General features: G+C 67.7%; 22 protein-coding genes and 1 pseudogene. 15 read left to right on the top strand and 8 right to left on the bottom strand.

Annotated features, from left to right (window positions below; genetic code table 11):
* The 8 genes and pseudogenes from WS49_RS00205 to WS49_RS00175 all read left to right on the top strand — a co-directional run bounded on the left by WS49_RS00205 (position 1) and on the right by WS49_RS00175 (position 8,349).
* Positions 1 to 1,014, top strand: a complete 1,014-nt coding sequence (locus WS49_RS00205; protein WP_059523375.1) for a lipase secretion chaperone — start codon at positions 1 to 3, stop codon at positions 1,012 to 1,014.
* A 423-nt stretch (positions 1,015 to 1,437) separates the two neighbouring features.
* Positions 1,438 to 2,214 carry a Crp/Fnr family transcriptional regulator gene (locus WS49_RS00200; RefSeq protein WP_059523373.1) on the top strand — a complete coding sequence of 259 codons (777 nt, stop codon included), beginning with the start codon at positions 1,438 to 1,440 and terminating at the stop codon, positions 2,212 to 2,214.
* Positions 2,215 to 2,353: 139 nt separating this feature from the next.
* Positions 2,354 to 4,753, top strand: a complete 2,400-nt coding sequence (locus WS49_RS00195; protein WP_059523371.1) for a putative bifunctional diguanylate cyclase/phosphodiesterase — start codon at positions 2,354 to 2,356, stop codon at positions 4,751 to 4,753.
* A 19-nt stretch (positions 4,754 to 4,772) separates the two neighbouring features.
* Positions 4,773 to 5,510 carry a TenA family transcriptional regulator gene (locus WS49_RS00190; RefSeq protein ID WP_059523369.1) on the top strand — a complete coding sequence of 246 codons (738 nt, stop codon included), beginning with the start codon at positions 4,773 to 4,775 and terminating at the stop codon, positions 5,508 to 5,510.
* A gap of 117 nt (positions 5,511 to 5,627) precedes the next feature.
* Complete coding sequence (locus WS49_RS00185) at positions 5,628 to 6,362, top strand: winged helix-turn-helix domain-containing protein (protein ID WP_059523367.1); 735 nt, start codon at positions 5,628 to 5,630, stop codon at positions 6,360 to 6,362.
* A 202-nt stretch (positions 6,363 to 6,564) separates the two neighbouring features.
* Positions 6,565 to 6,729 (top strand): annotated as a pseudogene (locus tag WS49_RS32870) (acyl-CoA dehydrogenase N-terminal domain-containing protein); the annotation flags it as partial.
* Between the two features lie 110 nt (positions 6,730 to 6,839).
* Positions 6,840 to 7,820 (top strand): NADPH:quinone oxidoreductase family protein, encoded by a 981-nt coding sequence (locus WS49_RS00180; RefSeq protein ID WP_059523827.1) that lies wholly within the window; start codon positions 6,840 to 6,842, stop codon positions 7,818 to 7,820.
* Positions 7,821 to 7,905: 85 nt separating this feature from the next.
* Positions 7,906 to 8,349, top strand: coding sequence for a nuclear transport factor 2 family protein (locus WS49_RS00175; RefSeq protein ID WP_179949164.1), 444 nt, complete (start codon positions 7,906 to 7,908; stop codon positions 8,347 to 8,349).
* A 26-nt stretch (positions 8,350 to 8,375) separates the two neighbouring features.
* Here the strand turns inward: WS49_RS00175 and WS49_RS00170 are convergent, their stop codons facing one another.
* Together WS49_RS00170 and WS49_RS00165 are read right to left on the bottom strand one after the other, a co-directional pair.
* A complete protein-coding gene (locus WS49_RS00170; protein WP_059523363.1) occupies positions 8,376 to 9,746 on the bottom strand; it encodes an ATP-binding protein in 1,371 nt (456 codons plus the stop codon).
* The gene (locus WS49_RS00165; protein ID WP_059523362.1) at positions 9,747 to 10,475 is read right to left on the bottom strand and encodes a response regulator; all 729 of its coding nucleotides are present in this window, start codon (positions 10,473 to 10,475) and stop codon (positions 9,747 to 9,749) included. It lies immediately after the preceding gene.
* Between the two features lie 245 nt (positions 10,476 to 10,720).
* Here WS49_RS00165 and WS49_RS00160 point away from each other — a divergent pair, with 245 nt between their 5' ends.
* Complete coding sequence (locus WS49_RS00160) at positions 10,721 to 11,467, top strand: MipA/OmpV family protein (protein WP_059523361.1); 747 nt, start codon at positions 10,721 to 10,723, stop codon at positions 11,465 to 11,467.
* 144 nt (positions 11,468 to 11,611) lie between these two features.
* Positions 11,612 to 11,947, top strand: a complete 336-nt coding sequence (locus WS49_RS00155) for a hypothetical protein (RefSeq protein ID WP_059523359.1) — start codon at positions 11,612 to 11,614, stop codon at positions 11,945 to 11,947.
* A 21-nt stretch (positions 11,948 to 11,968) separates the two neighbouring features.
* Here the strand turns inward: WS49_RS00155 and WS49_RS00150 are convergent, their stop codons facing one another.
* Together WS49_RS00150 and WS49_RS00145 are read right to left on the bottom strand one after the other, a co-directional pair.
* Positions 11,969 to 13,204: a transglycosylase SLT domain-containing protein gene (locus WS49_RS00150; protein WP_059523357.1), complete on the bottom strand. Its 1,236-nt coding sequence runs from the start codon at positions 13,202 to 13,204 to the stop codon at positions 11,969 to 11,971.
* 420 nt (positions 13,205 to 13,624) lie between these two features.
* Positions 13,625 to 14,785: a porin gene (locus WS49_RS00145; RefSeq protein WP_059523355.1), complete on the bottom strand. Its 1,161-nt coding sequence runs from the start codon at positions 14,783 to 14,785 to the stop codon at positions 13,625 to 13,627.
* A 418-nt stretch (positions 14,786 to 15,203) separates the two neighbouring features.
* On the opposite strand from WS49_RS00145, the gene WS49_RS00140 reads away from it, so the two are divergent.
* Positions 15,204 to 15,797 (top strand): flavin reductase family protein, encoded by a 594-nt coding sequence (locus WS49_RS00140; protein WP_059523353.1) that lies wholly within the window; start codon positions 15,204 to 15,206, stop codon positions 15,795 to 15,797.
* Between the two features lie 40 nt (positions 15,798 to 15,837).
* Here WS49_RS00140 and WS49_RS00135 read toward each other — a convergent pair whose 3' ends face one another.
* Positions 15,838 to 16,734, bottom strand: coding sequence for a LysR family transcriptional regulator (locus WS49_RS00135; protein WP_059523351.1), 897 nt, complete (start codon positions 16,732 to 16,734; stop codon positions 15,838 to 15,840).
* A 97-nt stretch (positions 16,735 to 16,831) separates the two neighbouring features.
* Here WS49_RS00135 and WS49_RS00130 point away from each other — a divergent pair, with 97 nt between their 5' ends.
* Genes WS49_RS00130 through WS49_RS00120 form a run of 3 tightly spaced genes read left to right on the top strand, consistent with a single transcriptional unit; the run spans position 16,832 to position 19,841 of the window.
* A complete protein-coding gene (locus WS49_RS00130; protein WP_059523350.1) occupies positions 16,832 to 18,130 on the top strand; it encodes a CitMHS family transporter in 1,299 nt (432 codons plus the stop codon).
* Between the two features lie 38 nt (positions 18,131 to 18,168).
* Positions 18,169 to 19,530, top strand: coding sequence for an acyclic terpene utilization AtuA family protein (locus tag WS49_RS00125; RefSeq protein WP_059523348.1), 1,362 nt, complete (start codon positions 18,169 to 18,171; stop codon positions 19,528 to 19,530).
* Positions 19,530 to 19,841: an AtuA-related protein gene (locus WS49_RS00120; protein WP_059523824.1), complete on the top strand. Its 312-nt coding sequence runs from the start codon at positions 19,530 to 19,532 to the stop codon at positions 19,839 to 19,841. The genes WS49_RS00125 and WS49_RS00120 overlap by 1 nt, the downstream gene beginning before the upstream one ends.
* Positions 19,842 to 19,968: 127 nt before the next feature.
* On the opposite strand, the gene WS49_RS00115 is transcribed toward WS49_RS00120, so the two are convergent.
* The 3 genes from WS49_RS00115 to WS49_RS34635 form a co-directional block, all read right to left on the bottom strand.
* Positions 19,969 to 20,898, bottom strand: coding sequence for a phosphatidate cytidylyltransferase (locus WS49_RS00115; RefSeq protein ID WP_059523347.1), 930 nt, complete (start codon positions 20,896 to 20,898; stop codon positions 19,969 to 19,971).
* Between the two features lie 36 nt (positions 20,899 to 20,934).
* The gene (locus WS49_RS00110) at positions 20,935 to 21,567 is read right to left on the bottom strand and encodes a lysophospholipid acyltransferase family protein (protein WP_059523822.1); all 633 of its coding nucleotides are present in this window, start codon (positions 21,565 to 21,567) and stop codon (positions 20,935 to 20,937) included.
* Positions 21,568 to 21,798: 231 nt separating this feature from the next.
* Positions 21,799 to 21,936, bottom strand: coding sequence for a hypothetical protein (locus tag WS49_RS34635; RefSeq protein ID WP_156441308.1), 138 nt, complete (start codon positions 21,934 to 21,936; stop codon positions 21,799 to 21,801).
* Positions 21,937 to 22,019: 83 nt separating this feature from the next.
* Between WS49_RS34635 and WS49_RS00105 the strand changes: the two genes are divergently transcribed.
* Entirely contained in the window at positions 22,020 to 22,625 is a 606-nt protein-coding gene (locus WS49_RS00105) for a CDP-alcohol phosphatidyltransferase family protein (RefSeq protein WP_059523345.1), read from the top strand.
* Positions 22,626 to 22,688 lie beyond the last annotated feature (63 nt).

Genomic DNA, 22,688 nt, shown 5'->3' with positions numbered 1-22,688 from the left:
ATGAAAGTCCGGACCGCGCTGTCCCGCGCCGTGTTGTACGGCGCGACCGGGGCGATCGCCGTGGCCGCCGCGTGGCACGTGTTTGGCCGACAGGCTGCGTCGCCGGCCGTCGCGGTTGCGCCGCCGCCGGGTCGTGCCGCGCCGCGCGGTGCGGCGGCGCAGCCGATGCTTGCCGCATCCGATGTCGCGTTGCCGGCATCGCTTGCAGGCTCGCGTGCGCCGAGTCTGCCGGTCGCGCCGGACGGGCACCTCGCGAAAGTGCGCGCGGTCCGGGAATTCTTCGATTACTTTTTGCTTGCGCAGCATGACCTGACACCCATGGCGCTCGATGCGCTGGTCGCGCGCGAGATCGACGCGCAACCGATCGGTGCGGCGGCCCGCCGCGACGCGCTCGACGTGTGGCCGCGCTATCGCGCGTGCCTCGCCGCGTTCGATACGCAGACGGGCGCGATGCAGGCCGGCGCCGCTCTCGATCCGGACGCGATCGCGGGCGAGCTCGAGCGGCGCGCGGCACTCGCGCGCCACTGGCTCGGCGACTGGAGCACGCCGTTCTTCGACGCGGATGTCCGGCGGCAGGGCGACGACCTCGACCGGATCAGGATCGCGCGCGATCCGACGCTCGGCGATGCGCAAAAGCGCGCGCGCCTCGCCGCGCTCGACCAGGCGCTGCCGCCCGGCGAGCGCGATGCACGCGAGCGCGCGGCGCGACAGCGCGACGCGATTGCAACGGTTGCGAGGCTCGACGGCCAGCGCGCGACGCCCGATGCGCTGCGCGCGCAGCTCGGTGCCGATGTTGCCGCGCGCGTCGTGCGGATGCAGCAGGACGACGACGCGTGGCAGGCACGCTATCGCGACTATGCGGCCGAACGCGACCGGCTCGACGCGCAGCAGCTTGCGCCCGACGTGCGCGATGCGCAGATCGCCCAATTGCGGCAACGCAATTTCCCGGATCCGTCGGATGCATCGCGGGCCGCATCGCTCGACGCGGGCAGGGCAGCGGCATCGGCGCGTTAGCACCGGTTTCCGAGTGCGCGCCACCACGGCTTCCAAACATGTCGAGCGGAAAGTGTGCGGTAGCCCACGTTTCCCGCATTCTTTTCGATTCGAGAATGATTTTAATTTTCGGAGTAAATCGCATTACCCCGTATTGGCATTCTCCCGTCATTTCCGATAATCCATCGAACAATCCGCCTTATATTGAACAAGTTTAAATCGTGGATTTTCGATTGACGGTGCAAGTATCTTCGGATGGCGAACCGAACTGTCAAATTACTTCATGTAACGAAAGCGGAGTGTCGCGTACGGCTGGGCTGCGTGATACCTTTTTGCTCAATGTCACCGCGATGATAAGGCGGAAAAAACCGTTAAACCGGTGCGGTGAAAACAGCAGAAAGGTTCGGTGGCCGAGGGGCAGGGATACAACGTACGAGGTGCGCCGTGAGAGATCAGGCCAACAACGTCATCGAGTTGCCGCATGCACTCGGTGCCAATCATTTCCTGTCTGCGCTCGACGGAATCAGCCGTTCGGAATTGGCGCCTCATTTGATGCTTTCGAATCTCAAGACCGGCCAGGTGCTGTGCGATGCCGGCGACGATCTGGAGGCCGTCTATTTTCCGGTGACCGCGGGATTTTCCCTGCAATACACGGCGGGCGGCAAGACGACGCTCGGCGTGACGGAAATCGGCCGCGAAGGCCTCGTGTGCGACGACGTCATCGGCAGCGCGATGCAGCGCCGCGTCGTCGTCTATCGCGGCGGATTCGCGTATCGGCTGTATGCGCACCGTTTCGCCGACGCGTGCGACGCATCGGCGGCGATCCGGCGGCAGGTCTTCGTGCGGATGCAGCTGGTGCTGTCCCAGGCGTCGCAGGTCATGTTCTGCAGCCGCCATCACGTGATGCGTCATCAACTGAGCCGCTGGCTGCTGATCGCCTACGAGCGCTCGCGCAGCATCGAGATCCCGGTCACGCACGGCATGCTGGGCCAGATGCTGGGCGTGCGTCGCGAGACCGTCACCGATACCACGCGGCAGCTCCACGAACTCGGCCTGATCCATCAGCATCGCGGTGCCGTCGTGCTGACGGATCTCGACGGTCTCGAACGGCAGGGCTGCGACTGCCATCGGGTCATCCGCGACGAAACGCGCCGCATCCTCGCGATCGATGCGGGTACGGATGCGGGTGCCGGGTTGTCGCGACGTATCCGGACGACCTAGTCGCCGGCGCGTCGTGCCGGCGCGCCTGCATGAGCGCCAGCGCGTCGCGAGCATGGAAGGGGGGAGTCCTGAACGCAGGACGCGCATCGACGCGGCAGGCCGGTGCATCGAGAAGAATCAGAAAAGCAGTCATTCAGGTATGGAAAACATTTCGAAGCTCCAGAGTCAGCGCAGCTCGTTTCACGTGTGGCCATGGAGTCCGGCGCTCGGCATTCTGCCGATCGTCGTCGTGATCGGCGCGCTGGCCGGGTTCGTCGCCGTCAGCCTGATCGTGATCATGTCGTTGCGCGTGTACGTCGGTGGCGAAAGCAGCTGGTCGAAGGCGCAGAAGGACGAAATCATCCTGTTGAGCCGCTACGGGCAGACCGGCGACGAGAAATTGTTCGACGATTACCGGACGGTCGACCGGACCCTCGCGTTCCTGGGCGTCGCGCGCCGCGCGATGACGAGCGTGCCGCCGGACCACGGCGTGGCGCGCCGGGCGCTGATCGAGGCGGGCATCAATCCCGTCGATGCGGCGGCGGTGGTGTGGTTCTATCCGATCCTGAGCAGCTTCGCGCGCCTGAACGCCGCGTTGCAATACTGGGAGGACGCGGACCGGCAACTGGTCGACCTGCGGGCGATCGCCAACGCGCTGCGCGAGTCCGTGCACGCGGACGACGTCCGGCGCACGAGCCGCCTGAACCGCGCGATCTGGGATCTCAATTCGCACATCGAACCACTGCCGAAGCGTTTCTCCGCCGAGCTGAGCGCCGAATTCCGCTCGGCCGTCATCCAGTTGTTCCTGTCGTACGTCGTGGCGTCGCTGCTGATCATCCTGCTGTCGGTGCGATGGGCGAGCCGCGCGCAACGCCAGCAGGTGTCGATGCAGACCGAACTCGACCGCAGCCAGGCGTTCGCCGAAGCCGCGCTGCGCTCGGTCGCCGATGCGATCGTCACGATCGGCCTCACGCGCAGCATCGAGACCGTCAATCCGGCGGCCGAGCAACTGCTCGGCGCGTCGTCGCGGCTGTGCGTCGGCAAGCCGATCAACGACGTGCTGGACCTGATCGACACGTCGACCGGCATGTCGATCAAGCTGCTCGCGTCGCTCAGCAACAGCGGCGACCATACCTTCACCCGCGATCTCGACCTGATCCGCGTGTGCGGCTCGGCGGTGTCGGTGCGCGCGTCGCTGTCGAAGATGGACAACGCCGCCGGCCGCTGCGTCGGCTACGTGCTGATCCTGCGCGACATGACGCGCGAATACCAGTTGATCGAGAAGCTGACCTGGCAGGCGTCGCACGATGCGCTGACCGGCCTCATCAACCGCACGGCGTTCGAGCGGCGCCTGGGCGACGCGCTGGCGCAGCGCGGTGGCGGGGTGTTGCTGGTGCTCGACCTCGACGGCTTCAAGGAAGTCAACGACGTGTGCGGGCACGCGGCCGGCGATGCGCTGCTGCGCGACGCGACGGCGGTGTTCGCGCGCTGTCTCGACGACGACGACGTGTTCGGCCGGCTGGGCGGCGACGAATTCGGCATCCTGCTGCCGGCCGCCCGCAACGGCGCGCCGGACGGTGGCAAGGCGGAGCGTATCCGGGCATGTCTCGAGGACTTCACGTTCCAGTGGGAAGGCGAGCCGTTCAAGATCAGCGTGAGCATCGGCGTGCTCGATCTCGCCTGCCGGCCCGAGAGCGTCGAGAAGGCGATGCAGATGGCCGACATCGCGTGCTACGTCGCGAAGGATCGCGGCCGCAACCGCGTGCACGTCGCGGATGCGCGCGACATGAACTCGGGCCGCCAGGCGTATCACATGCAGTGGAGCCGGCGCGTGAAGACGGCGCTCGAAACGAATTCGTTCCAGTTGTATGCGCAACGTATCGTGCCGATCCAGCCGGCGCTCGGCGCGCAGGAGCGCGCGGAGATCCTGCTGCGCATCCCGGACGCCGACGGCAAGCTGATCTCGCCGGTCTTCCTGCCCGCCGCCGAGCGCTACGGCCACATGACGATGATCGACCGCTGGGTCGTGCGCACCGTGATCCGTCGCCTCGCGCGGCTCGAACAGCGCCAGTACGTCGAATACAACGTGAACCTGTCGGCGATGTCGATCACCGACGAGCGCTTCGTGGAGTTCGTGATCGCCGAGTTGTCGGCGTCGGGGCTCGACCCGTCGCTGCTGTGTTTCGAAATCACGGAGACGAGCGCGGTCCGCAACCTGGAGGTCGCGTCGCGTTTCATGTGCGAGCTGCGCGACCTCGGCTGCCGCTTCGCGCTCGACGACTTCGGCGCCGGCATGTCGTCGTTTTCGTATCTGCGCCAGTTGCCGGTCGATTACCTGAAGATCGATGGCGGCCTCGTGTCGACCATGACGTCCGACAGCATCAAGCGCGGCATCGCGTCCGCGATCAACGACATCGCGCACGTGATGCAGTACCGCACCGTCGCCGAGCACGTCGAGGACACGGCGACGGCCGAGATGCTTCGCGCGCTGGGCGTCGACTATTGCCAGGGCTATTACTTCAGCCGCCCCGCGCCTTGGCAGGAAGGGGGATTCCATTGAACAAGCGAGGAACGAACGCATGAGTGCTCCATTTGAACTGACCGGCGACCTGATGGACCTGGCGAGCTATCCGGCCTGGCTGCGCGACGTGGTCGGCGCGACCGACGAGCTGAAGGCGCGCGTCCGCGCGCATCCGGTGTTCGCGGCGATGAGCGGCGGGACGCTGCGCGCGTCGCAACTTCGCGCATTCTTCGTGACGGGCTGGGCGGTGGTCAGCCAGTTTCCGGAATACATGGCGATGAACCTGCTGAAGACCGCCGCCTTTCGGTCGCGCGGCGACGAGAAGGCGCGGCGCTATCTGATCCGCAATATCCGCGTCGAACAGAATCACGTCGATCACTGGGCCAACTGGGCCGCGGAATCGGGGGTCACGATCGACATGCTGCTGCGCGGCGACGCGCCGCTCGCCGGATTCGCGCTGAGCCACTGGTGCTGGAAGAGCGGCAGCACCGACGCGCTCGCGCCGAGCATCGCCGCGACCAACTATGCGATCGAAGGCGTGACCGGCGAGTGGAGTGCGTTGCTGTGCGCATCGCCGTATGAACAGCAGTTCGATCCGGCCGTGCGGCATCGCGCGATGCGCTGGCTCAAGCTGCATGCCGATTACGACGACCGGCATCCGTGGGAAGCGCTGGACATCGTCGCGACGCTGCTCGGGCAGTCGCCCGCCGCTCGCGACGTGCGGGACGTCGAGACGTCGATCCGCAAGAGCCTGAGCTATTTCCTGACGAGTCTCGATTGCTGCATGCATGTGTAGTCGCCGGCGCCATACACTCGCGGGTTCGAACGGACCGTGCCGGGTCGTTCCGGTCGGACGGCAGGCAGACGTGACGTCGCGATGCGCCGTGCGGGACGTCGTGCCGGACGATTGTCGATGACCACCCAAGTTCTCGTCGTAGAGCCCGATCCGCGGATGCGCGACATGATTCGCGCGCTCCTGCGCGGCTGCCAGATCGAGACGTCGGCGCTCGACGACGTGTCGCTGCTGCCGGGGCAGGTGACGGCGGCACCGCCCACCTTGATCGTGTTGCGGGTCGAACGGCCGGCCACGACGTCCCACATGGCGCTCGGTGCGCTGCGGCGCGCCGGTCACGACATGCCGGTGATCGTGATCAGCCGCGATGCGCAAGTGGTCGACAAGGTCGTCGCGCTCGAGCTCGGCGCGGACGACTATGTCGTCGAGCCGTTCGAGCCGATGGAACTGATCGCACGCGTGCGCAGCGCGATCCGTCGGTACGCGTCGAGCCGCCCGGAGCCGGGACGCGGGCGCGGGAAACCCGAATCCTATGCATTCGGCGACATCGAGGTGAATTTCGTCACGCGGCGCGCGACGCGCGCGGGAGCCGACCTCGGGTTGCGTGCGAGTGAATTCGCGCTGCTCGACCTGTTCATCTCGCAGCCGATGCGCGTCCTGTCGCGCGCGGAGATTCTCGCGCTGCTGGGACTGAGCGTGGCCGGACGCTCCGAGCGCGGGCTCGACGTGCTGATCTTCCGGCTGCGCAGCCTGATCGAGCAGGCGGTCGGCGATTATCGCTATATCCGCACCGTGCGCGGGAAGGGTTACGTTTTCGTGCCGCTCGGCACGCTGGCCGACGACGACGCGGGTTAGCCGCCGCACGCGTGAGCCGGGCGCGTCGCGTGCCGGTATCGACCCATCTTCACCTTCGCCTGCCGCCATCGCTTCGGTTCGCCGTCGGGGCGACCCGCCATTGTCGCTTCCGAACGACCGTGCTAAATTTCCCGCCAGCATTGGCAGTCACCGGCCCAATCCGCCGGTTCCGGCATCCGGCGCCAACGGGTGTGCCGGCGCGATGAGCCTGCTGATGTCGCGACGCGATCTCGCATTTTTGCTGTACGACCGGCTCGATGCGAATGCGCTCACCGCGCTGCCGCGCTATGCGGAGCACAGCCGCGAGACGTTCGATGCGGTGCTCGACACCAGCGAGCGGATCGCGGCCGACCTGTTCGCGCCGCACGGATGATGGTTTCGCGGTGCGGGCCGCCTGGCCTGCGCCGCGCGCCGCTCGCGGGCGCGTCCCGCTGCCGTATCGATGCGCGGCGATGTCGCGCGAGGAGAATGGAGAGCATGAAAGCCCTGTTGTGTACCGCATTCGGCCCGATCGACCGCTTGCGTATCGAGGACGTCGCGATTCCCGAACCGGCAGCCGGTCAGGTGCGGATCCGCGTGAAGGCGGCGTCGCTCAATTTCCCCGATGCGCTGATCGTCCAGGGCCTGTATCAGGTGAAGCCGGCAGTGCCGTTCTCGCCCGGCGCCGAATTCGCCGGCGTGATCGACGCGGTCGGCGACGGCGTGAGCGCCTGGCGGCCGGGCGACGAGGTGGTCGCGTTCACCGGCCACGGCGGCTTCGCCGAGCAGTGCGTGGCCGACGTGCACCAGATCGCCGCGCTGCCGCCGGGGATGACGTTCGAGCAGGGCGCGGCACTCGTGCTGGCCTACGGCACGTCGCTGCATGCGCTGCAGCAGCGCGCGCGCCTGCAGCAGGGCGAGACGCTGCTGGTGCTGGGCGCGGCCGGCGGTGTCGGACTCGCCGCGATCGAGATCGCGAAGGCGCTGGGCGCGCGCGTGATCGCGGCCGCGTCGAGCGCGGACAAACTGGCGCTGTGCCGCGAAGCCGGCGCCGACGATACGATCGACTATGCGACCGAGGACCTGCGGCGCCGCGTCGACGAACTGACCGGCGGACGCGGCGCGGACGTCGTCTACGATCCGGTCGGCGGTGCGTACAGCGAGGCCGCGCTGCGCGCGACCGCGTGGCGCGGCCGGTTCCTCGTGGTCGGTTTCGCCGCCGGCGAAATTCCGAAGATCGCGCTGAACCTTGCACTGCTCAAGGAGCGCGACATCCTGGGCGTGTTCTGGGGCGACGCGGTGCGGCGCGACCCCGCGCAGCACGCGGCGAATATGCGCCAGCTCGCGCAATGGTTCGCGGCCGGCAAGGTGCGGCCCGCGATCACCGAGCGCGTGCCGCTCGCGGGTGCGGCCGACGCAATTGCGCGCATGGCGAACCGGCAGGTCAAGGGCAAGGTCGTGATCCTGCCGGACGCGTGATTACGCCGGTGCCGATTCACGCGGCGGCGGCCCGACCGGGCGCCGCCTTCGATCAAGGTTCTTTCGTGTGACGTTACCGGAGTCGCTGACCATGCAACCCCTGTCGAATCTGCAACCCGCCGTCGCGACCTCGCTTGCTGCGTGGCACGCGATGCTCGCCCGCAAGGATTTCAGCGAGCTCGACACGATCGTCCATCCGGACGCCGTGTTCCGTTCGCCGATGGCGTTCAAGCCGTACGGGCCGGCGCCCGCGCTGTTGCTCGCGCTGCGCACGGTGCTCACGATTCTCGAGAACTTCGAATATCACCGCGCGTTCGCCGACGACGACGGCACGAGCGTCGTGCTGGAATTCAGTGCGACGGTCGGCGACAAGCGGCTGAAGGGGATCGACATGATCCGCTTCGACGCCGACGGACGGATCGTCGAATTCGAAGTGATGATCCGTCCGTTCAATGCCCTGCAGGCGCTCGGCGCGGAAATGGGCGCACGGCTCGGGCAGCAGCTGCCGGCGTTCAGGACCGGCGGGTGAGGGGGGCGGCGACGCCCCGCCTGCATTCATTGACGCAGTGAACTCGGCGATGCGGGGTGGGCCCGGCCGGGTGCCGTGCTCTCCGGTGCGTCGCCGAGGAAGTCCGGCAACACCCGCGGCGGCAGCGAAATCACGAAGCGTGCGCCGCCGAGCGGCGAATCCTCGAGCCGCACGTCGCCGCCGTGCACGAGTGCGACGCGTCGCACGATCGCGAGCCCGAGCCCGAACCCGCCGGTCTGCCGGTCGCGGCTCGAGTCGAGCCGCTGGAACGGTTCGAACACGCGCGCGCGTTCGGCGACCGGAATGCCGGGACCGTCGTCGTCGACGCTCAGCACCAGCGCGCCGGACGCATCGTGCGTCGCGGACAGCAGGACCGTGCGCGACGCGTAACGTGCGCCGTTGCGGATCAGGTTCAGCAGCGCGCGCGCGACGAGCTTCGGATCGCACACGTGCGTGGCAGGGGCGCCGGTCGTCGACACGCCGAGCGTGAGGCCGCGGTCGGCGACGTCGTTCGCGACGTTGCCGGCCACGCTGTCGATCAGCGCATCGACGACGACCTCCATCGGCGCGAGCTCGCTTGCGCCTTGTTCGAGCCGCCCGATCGTCAGCAGTTCGGTCACGAGATCGTCGAGTTCGCGCACGTCGCGTCGCAGTTCGTCGCGGCGTTCGCGCATCCGGCCGCTGTCGTCGGAGTCGGCGAGCAGCGCGAGGCCGAATTCGAGGCGGGCGAGCGGCGTTTTCAGCTCGTGCGAGATGCCGTGCATCATTTCGCGCTGCTGCTTGATCGACGCCTCGATCCGCTCGGCCATGTCGTTGAACTGCTGCGACAGCTCGTAGATGTTCGATCGCCCGGACAGCTTCACGCGCGTCGACAGGTTGCCCGCGCCGAACGCATGCGCGGCGGCCTGCAGCTTGCGCAGGTCTCGCCAGTGATACGAGATCCACAGCGCGACGGCGAACAGCGCCGCGAGTGCGGTCATCCCGTATGCGTAGATCTGGATGTCGAGGTCGGCCGGTGCGATGGGGCGGGCGTGCAGGACCGAGCCGTCCGCGAGCGGCATGTAGTAGTTCCTGCGGTCGTAACTGATCGCAATCCGGCCGGCGTCCAGATCGCGCAGCGGCGCGCCGCTCAGTTGGGCACGGGCGTAGGCCATCGTCACGAAACCGAATCGCTCGTTGCCGTGCTGCGCGAGTTCGCGCAGCGCGAGGGAGCGCTTCCCGCCCGGATGACGTTCGAGGTAGTCATTCAGCACGAACGCGTAAGTGGTCAGCGCGTTGCGCTGCGCCTGTGCAACCCGCTCGTAGAAAATTCGGTTGAACGACCATTGAATGAATACGATCGCTGCGGCACAGCACAGGATCACGATGAGGTAGAGCCTGATCAACGAGCGCAGCATTCAGTCATCCCACGCAGAAGGGCTGAAGAGGTAGCCGCGGCCCCAGATCGTCTTGATCCGTTGCGGCTCAGACGAAGCGTCCTCGAAGCGTCGACGCAGCTTCGAGATGCCCGAGTCGACCGAGCGGTCGATTCCGTCGAATTCGATCCCGCGCAGCTGCTTCAGGATCGCGTCGCGGCTGAGCACCGTGCCGGCCGAGCGGGCGAGGATCAGCAGCAGATTGAACTCGGTGGTTTTCAGGTCGACGAGTTCGCCGCGCCACGTCACGGTGCGGTTCGGCGGTGAAATCGCCAGTTCGCCGAACACGAGCTCGTGCGCCGGCATGTCGGCGTGCGGGGCCGATGCCGCGGGCTGCGCGCGACGCAACAGTGCGCGGGCACGCGCCACGAGCACACGCGGCTCGATCGGCTTCGTCACGTAGTCGTCGGCGCCGATTTCGAGACCGGCGACCTGGTCGTAGACGTCGGCGCGCGCGGTGAGGATCAGCACGGGAACGTTGGTGAACGCGCGCATGCGCCGGCAGACTTCCATCCCGTCGAGATGCGGCAGCATCAGGTCGAGTATCACGAGCGCGGGCCGGTGTTCGCGTACTGCGGCGACCGCGAGATCGCCTCGGCGCACGACCGTCACCTCGAACTCGTAGCCGTCGAGGTATTCGCGCACGAGACGCGCGAGGCGGTCGTCATCCTCGATCAGCAGCACGCGATGTTTGAGCGGATTGTCGTTCATGGGTCTCCTCGAAATGCACGCGTCGTCCGTCGCGCGGCGGGCGGCACGGCGCGCGCCACGCGAATTCTATCCGCCGTTCCGAAGGCTCGGTGCGACGCACGACAATCGGGAACACTCGAACACAATTGAGCACACATTTTCCGCAGATTCCGGACAGTCGTGCCGAACGGCCGAACCTAGACTTCGAGCTCCTTCACTCTTGTCCAGATATCGTGCGCCCATCCCTCCGCTCCTTGCGCTATTGCATGCCGCTTGCCGGTCTCACGCTTGCCGCCATGGCTCACGCCGAAAACCAGTACGCGATATCGCTCGGTGGCGGCTTCGCACCGCGCTACCAGGGGAGTAACCAGTATCGCGCGGTCGTCGGACCGTCGTTTTCCGCGATGTTCGGCAATGGCTTCTTCATCGACACCAGCGCCGGCGCCGGCTATCGCCTGAACCTGCCGCACGGCGCGTTCGTGTCGGCGGCGGTGGGCTACGACGCGGGCCGTGCCGACGAAAACCGCTTCGGCCTGCCGGGCTCGGACCACCTGAAGGGTATGGGCCGGGTTCCGGGATCGGTGCTCGTCGGCTTGCGCGCCGGCGTGAAGCTGCTGGATGGCGGCGAACTGAGTATCGCGGTCGACGCGCCTGTCACGCATACGTCGCGCGGCTTGTCCGGCCATGTCGATCTCGCGGTGCCCCTGTTCGAGACCGGACGGCATTCGTTCGTCGCGACGGGCAGCGTGCACGCCGGCACGGGACGCTACATGCAGACGTTCTACGGCGTGACCGACGCGCAGTCGCTGGCGAGCGGGTTCAGGCCGTATTCGACGAGCGGCGGGGTCGACAGCGCGACGCTGTCGCTCGCATGGAACTGGGACGTGTCGCGGCACTGGTCGGTGCGTGCGACCGGCGGCTTCACGCGCCTGCTCGGGCGTTATGGCGACAGCCCGATCGTGCAGACGCGCAGCAATTACTACGGGATGGCCGGCGCGACGTACAAGTTCTGAACGGGACGCCGGCCCGCGTCGCGCATGCGGGATGCCGGCGCCGCGGTCACGGTTGCTGCGGATCGCGTGCGGTAACATGCACGCGGGTCCGGCGGCTCACGTCATGCGTCGCATGAACGGCCGGGGCACTTCAGGGAGAAACCGATGAAGAAATCGATCGCAATGCTCGTGGCACTCGTTGCGAGCGCAACCTTTGCAGGATGTGCGGACATGAACACGAAACACCCCAACGCCACCGCCGGCGGCGCGGTGATGAACCCGGCTCCGTCGGGCGCCGTGAACGCATGCAAGGCCGACGCCGCACCGGACGATGCGCTGATCGGCAAGACCGAGACCGAGGCGGCCGCGCTGCTCGACGGCTGCCTGTGGCGCGTGCTCGAGCGCGACGGCCAGTCGTTGCCGGGCACGATGGACTATCGCCAGGAGCGCCGCGACCTCGGCATTCGCGACGGCAAGGTGATCTGGGTGCGGCGCGGGTGACGCGGCGGGCCGGCGCGTGCGTTACTTCGAGAGATACCAGAGCGCGTCGGTGCTGACGCGCGCAGCCGGCTTCGTCGCGGCCGGCGCCTGAGGTGTCGCGACGGGGGGCGGCGTGTTCGACGTCACTGCGGTGGGCCAGGTCGCGGGCGTCTGCGACGTGGTCGATGTCGTCGAGGTATTTGCCGTACTCGAGGTCGCTGGCGAACCCGACGTCGATGCCGTATCGATATACCAAAGTGCATCGGACGACGCGGTGCGCTTGGCCGACGCATCGGCGGTGTGCTTCGCCGTCGGCGACGTGGCGGCCGTTGCCGCCGCGCCCGAACGCTGCGTGCCCGCTGCCGTCCCCGTGCCTGCTTGCGCGGTCGCCCCCGCCGCGCCGCGCTGCGCGCGCGCCTCGAACGGCCCGAGCTGGAAGATTAACGTTTGCGCGGGACGCGTCAGAACGGCATACGGGAACTGCAGCTCCCACGACATCAGCACGCGGCCCGACGACGTCTCGGTGAAGATCGCCGGCACGTGCTTCATGTCGCTGAATTGCACGTAGATTCGCGCGCCGTCGTCGAACACCTGGGTCGGCTTGGCCTGGTCGGCACCCGTGACCGTCCAGCCGAAGTTGTACGTGCCGGCCGGGCCGGCGGGCCCGCCTTGCGGCTGCGGCGGCGGGGCGGCCGGCGCGAGCGTGCGGGCACGCGCGGCCGGCGGCGCCGACACGCTCAGGCTTGCGAACGGGTTGTACGCCTGCACCTGCTGCGGCGGCGTGAAAGAGGGGGGCAGGATGGGCATGGGAGTATCCGGCGAATCCGGCATGGTCCGGATTGCATCATAGACCTTGCGCGCATACGCGAGGCGCTTGTCGGGCGACGCGGAGTTGTACGCGCCGATCGCGTTCCAGTTGGCGCCGAGCTGGCGGATGTTCTGCGACAGGATCCACGCGCCGACGTACGCATTGGTGCACGCGTCGAACAGGCTTTCCCGCGAGATGCCTTCGCGCGCGAGCGTCGGCAGCCAGGTGCTGTTGATCTGCATCAGCCCGATGTCGACGGTGCCGTTCGTGTTGGTGTTGACGGCGTTCGGGTTCATTCCCGATTCGACTTGCGCGATGCCGCGCAGCAGGCTCACGCTCACCTTCTGGAACGTGGCCGCATCGTCGAGGCAGTCGGCCCGCGCGAATCCGTGCAGCGCGCACGACAGCGCGATCGTCGCGGCGATCTTCGGCGTGGCGTGGTTCATCGAACGGGCAGTCTGACGCGGCATGGCAGGATGGGGCGGAATCCGACCGCCCGGTGCAAGGAAATTACGCAGACGCGAAGTGTGCCATAGCGCGCCGTCAAATGGCTCGCGTCAAACTTTCCTTTGCATTTGCCGGCGCATGTGTTGCGCATTGTCGTTGTCGCCGCATCGATGCGCGACAGGACGGAATCGGTAAAAAAGACTGCTATCGCCCGCATGCCGGCAGGCGGGTGCGGTCGCAATACTGACGCGGCGCGTCAGATGCGCCGCGACGGCGGCCGTGAATGGCACGGCGAAGCGGAATGACGCGCGGCGCATCCGGCGCTGCGCGGGCCGTGGAAACGACGACGGCGGCCGCAGCCGCCGTGTCGATGAATCCCCGATTCCCGAGTCCGGTACCGAGCGTCCGGCCGCGCCATGCCGCGCGCGGCCGGCCGTCGTCGATCAGAAGCGGTGACGCAGGCCGAGGTTGACCATCGTCTGCGAGCTCGTGCCGGCATAGCCGTACGAACCGATCGACGCCTGCGCGGCCATCGACCCGCCGTTGCCGTCGCCCGTCCGGCCGCTCGCGTGCTGATACGCGGCGGTCAGGTACACGTCGGTGCGCTTCGACAGGTTGTAGTCCGCGCCGGCCGACACCTGGTGATAGGTCGCCGACGTATCGCCGCCCGAGCGCGTATAGCTGTAGCCGACGCCGACGAGCAGCGCATTGGTCGCCTGGTAGTTCACGAAGCCCTGGCCGGTGTTGTAGTGCTCGTTCGAGTTGAACACCGAGCTTGCGTCGCGGCGGTACTGCGCGTTGCTGTAGCCGAGGCCGAACGTGAACGGGCCGGCGACGTACTGGCCCGCGATGCGGGCGATGCCGATCGAGTGCGCGCTCGCATAGCCGGTGTTGATCGGGCCGTCGAAGGTGCCGTCCGACGAGCTGGTCCAGCCGTTGCGCAGCCCGTTCGACGCGGGGCTGTTGGTCGCGTGGAAATAGCCGCCCGCGACGCTGAACGGCCCGTTGTTGTACGACACGGCGGCCGAATACGACTGCGCGGCGCCGGTGCTGCCGGCGATGCCGCCGAACGAGTACATCGCCGAGAACTGCAGGCCCGAATACACGGCCGACGTGTACTTCACCGCGTTGTCGACGCGGAAGCTGTTGTCGTAGTTGTCGACGTCGCCCGGCGTCGCGAACACGCTGCCGAGATAGTTGTCGGCGGTGATGCCCTGCACGAGGTCGACGAGCGGATCGTACTGGCGGCCGAACGTCAGCGTGCCGTAGCGGTCGCTCGTCAGGCCGACGAACGCCTGCCGGCCGAACAGGCGGCCGCCCTGGCCCTGCCGGCCGCTGCTCGGGTCGAAGCCGTTCTCGAGCTGGAACAGCGCCTTCAGCCCGCCGCCGAGATCCTCGGTGCCCTTCACGCCCCAGCGGCTGCCGGCGAGATTGCCCGCGCTGCTGTTGCCGAGCATCCAGGCATTGTCCTTGCCCTGCGCGTGATTCACGTACGTGATCGACGTGTCGATCACGCCATACAGCGTGACGCTCGACTGCGCATGCGCGGCGGGCATTGCCGCGAACGATGCGAGCGAAATCAGCGAGAGGGTCGTGCGTTTCATTTCATCTCCTGGCGATTGACTTGCTTTCTTGAAGCGGATTGGCAGGAGACTACCGAGCCGCCGACGAACGGCAAAAACGAAATTCTCCGATGTGACCTAAAGCAGACAGGTGCATGCTGCGGCAAGGTCCATTGAGAGATTCGCATTATTGAGAATCGTGCATCAATCGATTTGAATTTCAGGATGGAGCGATCGGCGTATTGCCGGATTCGTGATAATTCCGCACGATTTTCAGGCGAATTTCGATGGCGACGCATTCGTCGTCGATTCATCAATTGATTATTTAATGAATTGAAGCGCGCGATGCGGGCCCGGTGTGTTATTGGGCGCTCGCGTTCGCCGTCTGCGGCGATTGGCTCAGGGTGCGAGAATGCGGCCTTCGGCCGGCACGCGCCGTGCCGCTCATCAGGGAACCCGCATGGACAGTCACATCGCTCCGGTGGAGCTGAAGAAAGCCTACCGTCTTCTCAACCACGGCCCGACCGTGCTCGTGTCGGCCCGTCACGACGGCGTCGACAACGTGATGGCCGCCGCGTGGGCCTGCGCGCTCGACTTCCTGCCGCCGAAGCTGACGGTCGTGCTCGACAAGTCGGCCAAGACGCGCGAGCTCGTCGAGCGCAGCGGCGCCTTCGTCATCCAGGTGCCGACGGCCGCGCAGTTGCAACTCACGCATGCGGTCGGCAGCCACAGTCTCGCGGAGCGGCCGGACAAGCTGCGCGAGGCGGGCGTCACGCTGTTCGACGTCGAAGGCCACGACCTGCCGTTCGTCGCCGGCTGTTCGGGCTGGCTCGCATGCAGGCTGATTCCCGAGCCGCACAACCAGCAGACCTACGACCTGTTCATCGGCGAGGTGGTCGGCGCGTGGTCCGACACACGCGTGTTCCGCGACGGCCACTGGAATTTCGAATCGGCCGATCCGGCGCTGCGCAGCCTGCACTACATCGCGGGCGGCAACTTCTATGCGATCGGCGAATCACTGCACGTCGATCCGGGCCAGCCGGACCCGCAATAAGCGTTCGGCCGGCGGCCGGCCGTCGTCGAGGGCGCGCGGCTCACGCGCGCTTTTTCAGTTCCGCCAGCATCGCGTCGGCGAACGCCTGCGCAACGCGCGACAGCGTGCGCCCGCGCTTCGCGACGAGCGCGATCGGCCGCACGAACGCGGGGTCGTCGATCGGCTTCGCGACGAGGTCGGGTTCGGCGCGCACCTCGCGCGCGGTCGCCGGCAGGATCGTCACGCCGAGGCCGCCGCGCACCATCGCGACGGCCGTCATCATGTAGGTCGGTTCGCACGCGATGTCGGGCGTGCAGCCGGCTGCCTCCAGCGCGGCATCGACGACGCTGCGCACGCTCGTGCCCTGCGCGGTCAGCACGAGCGGCACGGCGGCGACATCCGCGGTGCGCACACGCCGCTTGCGCGCGAGCGGATGATCCTTCGGGCACACGGCGACGAGCCGGTCGGCGCCCGCGTACAGCACGTCCAGCGACGCGTCGAACGCGTCGCCGCCGGTCAGCCCGAGATCGGCTTCCTCGTTGCGCACCAGCGCGGTGACGAGACTCGCGACGCCGTCGCGAATGTCGAAGGCCGCGCGCGGCACGTCGCGCCGGAACGACTGAATCAGCTCCGGCAACATGCTCGACGCAAACGTCGGCAGGCACGCGAGCCGCACCGTGCCGCTCGCGCCTTCGCCGAGCGCACGCGCGTCGCGCAGCACGCGCTCCATGTCGTCGAGCGAGCGCTGCAGCAGCGGCAGCAGTTCGCGCCCGGTCTGCGTGAGCGCGACGCTGCGGCTGTTGCGGTCGAACAGCCGCGCGCCGACGATTTCCTCGAGCCGCCGGATCTGCACGGTCAGCGCCGGCTGCGACAGATGCAGCCGCGCGGCGGCGCGCGTGAAGTTGCCGGCGTGCGCGACGGTGACGAACGCGCGAATGTCGCGAAGGTTCAGATCCATAACGGCTCGTGATTGCTGCGATCAAATCATTTCAATTGTGCTATCGCTGCGCCGACCTTACGCTCGTCTCCAACAAAAGACAAGGTAGGAGACACCGATGCTGCCGTTACTCGGGCTGGGCACGATCGTCGTGCTGCTGGCCGCGATTCTGTCCAGACGCATGTCGCCGCTCGTGGCGCTGATCATCGTGCCGATCGCGGCGTCGCTCATCGGCGGCTTCGGGCTGCATACCAGCAAATTCGTGATCGACGGGCTGAAGGGCCTCGCGCCCGTGGTCGGGATGTTCGTGTTCGCGATCCTCTATTTCGGGACGATCACCGATGCCGGCATGCTCGACCCGATCATCGACCGCATCCTGCGCGCGGTCGGCACGCGGCCCACGCGGATCGTGATGGGCACGACGCTGCTCGCGCTGCTGATCCATCTCGACGGCTCGGGCGCGGTCTGCTTTCTCGTGACGATTCCCGCGGTGCTGCCGCTGTACGACCGCCTGAAGATGGACCGGCGCGTGCTGGCCGCCGCCGTGTCGATGGCGGCGGGGATCAATTTCCTGCCGTGGACGGGGCCGATGATCCGCGCGTCGGCGTCGCTGCACCTGCCGGTGTCGGCGCTGTTCAATCCGCTGATTCCGGTGCAGGCGATCGGGCTGGTGTTCGTGTTCGGCGTCGCGTACTGGCTCGGGCGGCGCGAGGAGAAGCGGCTCGGCCTGTCGCGCGACGATGCGTCGATTCCGCTGCCGACACGCGAGCTGACGCCCGACGAGCAGGCGCTGCGCCGGCCGCATCTGTTCTGGTTCAACCTGGTGCTGACGCTCGTCGTGCTCGGCACGATGGTCGTGATGGGCGAGAAGATCCCGCCGGCGATCATGTTCATGGTGGGCCTGTGCGTCGCGCTGATGGTGAACTACCCGGACGTCGACATGCAGAGGAAGCGCATCGACGCGCATGCGCGCGCGGCGCTGATGATGGCCGGCATCCTGCTCGCGGCCGGCGTGTTCACCGGCATCATGCAGGGCAGCGGGATGCTGAAGGCGATGGCGCAGGCGGCGGTCGGCTTCGTGCCGCCGTCGATGGCCGGCCACATCCCGGTCGCGCTCGGCCTCGCGTCGATGCCGCTCAGCATGCTGTTCGATCCCGATTCGTTCTACTTCGGCGTGCTGCCGGTGATCGCGGAAGTGGCCGGCCAGCTCGGCGTGCCGGCCGTGCACGTGGGGCAGGCCGCGCTGCTCGGCCAGATGACGACCGGGTTTCCGGTCAGCCCGCTGACGCCCGCGACGTTCCTCGTCGTCGGCCTGTGCGGGATCGAGCTGGCCGAGCACCAGAAATTCACGTTCCCGCTGCTGTTCGGCGCCTCGATCGTGATGACGATCGCGTGCGTCGTGCTGGGCGTTTTCTGATTTTTCCCGGCGCGCGAGCGCCGGACCACGGTATCGACATGACAGCAAAGCCATCACACGAACGGCGCGTACGCATCGGCGCGGGCGCCGGCTATTCGGGCGACCGGATCGAGCCCGCGATCGAACTGGCCGAGCACGGGCAGCTCGACTATCTCGTCTTCGAATGCCTGGCCGAGCGCACGATCGCGATCGCGCAGCAGGCGCGGCGCAAGGATCCGTCGCTCGGCTACGATCCGCTGCTCGACGCGCGCATGCATGCCGTGCTGCCGGTGGCCGCGGCCAGGGGCGTGCGGATCGTGTCGAACATGGGCGCGGCGAACCCGCGCGCGGCCGCGCGGCGCACCGCACGGATCGCGCAGTCGCTCGGCCTCGCGGGGCTGAAGGTCGCGGCGGTCGAAGGCGACGACGTGCTCGACGTCGTGCTGCGCGGCGCGTTCCGTTTCGAGGAGTCGGGCGACGAGGTTGCCGCGTATCGCGACCGCATCGTGTCCGCGAACGCGTATCTCGGCGCCGCGCCGATCGTCGACGCGCTCGCGGCCGGCGCGGACGTCGTGCTGACCGGGCGCGTCGCCGATCCGTCGCTGTTCGCCGCGCCGCTGATCCACGCGTTCGGCTGGCGAATGGACGACTGGGACACGCTCGGGGCAGCGACGGTCGTCGGCCATCTGCTCGAATGCGCGGGGCAGGTGACGGGCGGCTATTTCGCCGACCCCGGCTACAAGGACGTGCCGAATCTCGCGCGGCTCGGATTCCCGATCGGCGAGGTCGCGGCCGACGGCTCGGTCGTGATCACCAAGGTGCCGCACGCGGGCGGCCGCGTGAGCGCGGCGACCTGCAAGGAACAGCTGCTGTACGAGATTCACGATCCGGCGCGCTACCTGCAGCCCGACGTCGTCGCGGATTTCACGCGCGTGGCCGTCGCGGAGGAGGCGCCGGACCGCGTGCGCGTGACGGGCGGGCGCGGCAGCGCGCGCACCGACACGCTGAAGGTGTCGGTCGCGTACGTCGACGGTCATATCGGCGAAGGGCAGATCTCGTACGGGGGGCCGGGCGCGCTGGCGCGCGCGCGGCTCGCGCTCGACATCGTCCGCGAGCGGCTCGCGCTGACCGGCGTGGCCGCGACCGAACTGCGCTTCGACCTGATCGGCGTGGATTCGCTGTACGGCGACGCGACGCCTGCCGTGCGCGGCGAGCCGGCCGAAGTCCGCGTGCGCGTGGCCGGCCGTGCGGCGAGCGCCGCCGAGGCCGCGCGGATCGGCAACGAAGTCGAGACGCTTTATACGAACGGCCCGGCCGGCGGCGGCGGCGCGTTCAAGTCGACGCGCGAGGTGATCGCGGTGCAGTCGGTGCTGCTGCCGCGCACGGACGTAACGCCGTCGTTTTCATTCGTGGAGGCATGATGCAACTGCGTGAACTGGCGCATGCGCGCACCGGCGACAAGGGCAATACGCTGAACGTGTCGGTCATCTGCCGCGATCCGCGTCACTACGAACACCTGCGCGCGCATCTCGATGCGCCGGCGGTGAAGGCATGGCTTGCGGGCATCGTGCACGGCGATGTGGTGTGCTACGAACTGCCGGCGCTTGCCGCGTTCAACTTCGTGCTGCGCGATGCGCTCGGCGGGGGTGTCACGCGCTCGCTCGCGCTCGACGCGCACGGCAAGTCGGTCAGCTCGGCGTTGCTGGCGATCGATTTGCCCGACCCGCCGTGACGATTCGCGGGTTCGGCGAATCGACAACCAGGATCTGTCGAGCCGCCGTCGTCGACGGCGTTGTGCGTCAGATCGAGCGTGCGGTAATCGGGACCGGACGGCGTCGCGCCGTCCCGCCGTCCCGGTATCACACGTACACGTAGCGCACGAGGTGGAAGAACACCGGCGCCGCGAAGCAGATCGAGTCGACGCGATCGAGCATCCCGCCGTGGCCCGCGATCATCGAGCCCCAGTCCTTGGTGCCGAGCGAGCGCTTCACGGCCGACAGCACCAGGCCGCCGACGAAGCCCGCGATCACGATCGCGAGCGAGATCCCGAACGCCGCGCCGAAGCTGAACGGCGTCACGCGATACAGCGATGCGCCGCACAGCGTCGCGAGCAGACCGCCGCCGACGAAGCCCTCGACCGTCTTCGACGGCGACAGGCGCGGCGCGATCTTGCGGCGCCCGCACAGCTTGCCGACCACGTACTGCAGCACGTCGCTGATCTGCACGACGAACAGGAAGAAGAACAGCAGCAGCGCGTTCTGCCCGGCGTAGCGCGGGATGTCGAGGATCAGCACGGCCGGCGCATGGCTCAACCCGTACACGCAGACCATCAGCGCCCAGTTGATCTTCGCGTTGCGGCTCAGGAATTCGCGCGTGTCCTGCGTGAGCGCCGACACCAGCGACATCGCGAAGAACAGGTGCACCGGCACGAAGATCGAATACATCCCGTACCAGTTGATCCCGAGCAGCAGGTACTGCACCGGAATCGCGATGAAGAACGCGATGAAGAGCGTCGTGTGGTCGCTTGGGGTCGTCGGCGTGAGCGTGATGAATTCGCGCAGCGTCAGGTACGACAGCAGCGCGAACACCAGATACGTGACGTTGTTGCCGAGGCCGATCGCGATGACCATGATCGCGATCATCGCCCACCACGCGCGGATGCGCTGGTTCAGGTTGACGATGGTCGCGCTGGTGCCGCCGCTGCGCGCGCCGAGGATCGCGCCGATCACGGTCGCGAGCACCAGCACGCCGGTGACGCCGGCGACCAGTTCCCAGAAGAGAGTTCGCATGGAGAGGTCCGGAAAAGGGAGGGGAGGGCGCCGCGTTCAGCCGGCCGGCCGCTGCGGCGGCGCGAGCGCGACGATCGCGTCGCGCATGCGGGCGAGGAAGGTCGGCTTGTCTTCGCCGGCACCGAGCGCATCGTTCGCGCCGAAGTGCACCTTGCAGATCAGCGGCACGGGCCAGATCGCGCCCTTCGGCATGATGCGCTGCAGGTTCTCGAGATAGACCGGCGCGAGTGCGACCTCCGGAAACTCGGTCGCGAGATGGAACAGGCCGCTCTTGAACGGCTGCGGCAAGACTTCGGCGCCGCGCGTGCCTTCCGGAAAGATGATGATCGAGTGGCCTTGCCGCAGTGCGTCGCGCACCGGGTCCAACGGGTCGCCGCCGCTTTCGCGGTGGCGGTCGATCAGCACGACGTTCAGCAGCTTCTGCGCGATGTGACGCTTCACGTTGCTGCTGTCCCAGTAGTCGCGCGCGGCGACGGGCCGCACGACCGCGCGCACGTCGCGCGGCAGCGCGGCGAGGATCGCGAGCGTGTCGATGTGGCTCGTATGGTTCGAGAAGTAGATCTTCTGCGTCGGGGAAGGCGGCGCCTGATGCCAGACCGGATACGCACCGGCGACGAGCCGCACGATCGACAGCAGGAAATCGCGCTGCCAGACGTTCAGGATGTTCATCGGCGCGGCGCCTCCTGCATGCATGCCCGCGCGGCCGCGCATGGGCGGCGGGCGGAATCCCGGAATGCCGGCGCGGCAGGATGCGCGCCGGACGGCCATTGTTCAAGTTTTTTCAAATTCGTGGCTGCCTGTCGCAGGGCCGCGATAATCGGACGATGCGCCGGCGGGTGTTGCGTCGCGGCGAATTCGCCGTTCGACGGCGTGATAATCGGCTGTTGCACGAGCGCCCGGTCACAGTTCGAATGAATTGCTGCGCTCGTGGGCCAGCGGATTATCGCGAGTTTTGGTCGAAAACACCAGATTGCCCGGCGCGGCCGGTGCGGCGCGCGGCTTGACGCGTCGGGGCCGCTCGGCGACGATGACGACCACCTGTCGAAAGCCGACGCCGACGGGCGTGCTGCCCGGGGCAGGGCAGCGGCAAACGTGTCCGAACGTGAAGAATCAATAAAACGATGAGCCTCTACGCACTCAAACCGAAATTCCAGAATCGTCTGCGTCCGTTCGCGGATTCGCTTGCCGAACGCGGTGTCACCGCCAACCAGGTCACGCTGTTCGCGGCCGGCGGCTCGATCGTCGTCGGCGCGCTTGCGGGGCTTGGCGTGTTCGCCCGCGTGCTGTTCCTGCTGATTCCGATCTGGCTGTTCGTGCGGATGGCGCTCAACGCGATCGACGGCATGCTCGCCCGCGAACACGGGCAGAAGAGCACGCTCGGCGCGTACCTGAACGAGCTTGGCGACGTCGTGTCCGACGTCGCGCTCGTGCTGCCGTTCCTCGCGATTTCGGCGTTCACCGCGGCGGACGTCTGGCTGTTCGCGCTGACGGCGGTCATCGTCGAATGCGCGGGGCTGATCGGCCCGCTCGCCGGCGCGACGCGCCGCTACGACGGCCCGTTCGGCAAGAGCGATCGCGCGCTCGCGCTCGGTGCGTTCGCGCTGTGGATCGGCTTCGGTCTGCCGGTCGGCAGCGTCGCCGCATGGCTGTGGCGCGTGCTGATCGTGCTGTCGATCGTGACGGTGGTGCGGCGCGTGCAGGCCGGGATCGCCGAAGCGGGCGGCTGACGGCGGTAGTGGGACCGGCGCCGGAGGGCGGCGCCGCATGATTCGAATAACGAAACGAGAGAG

The sequence above is a fragment of the Burkholderia sp. RF7-non_BP4 genome, from assembly GCF_001521935.1.
Taxonomy (GTDB): domain Bacteria; phylum Pseudomonadota; class Gammaproteobacteria; order Burkholderiales; family Burkholderiaceae; genus Burkholderia; species Burkholderia diffusa.
This window is presented reverse-complemented; position numbering and strand designations above follow the sequence as displayed.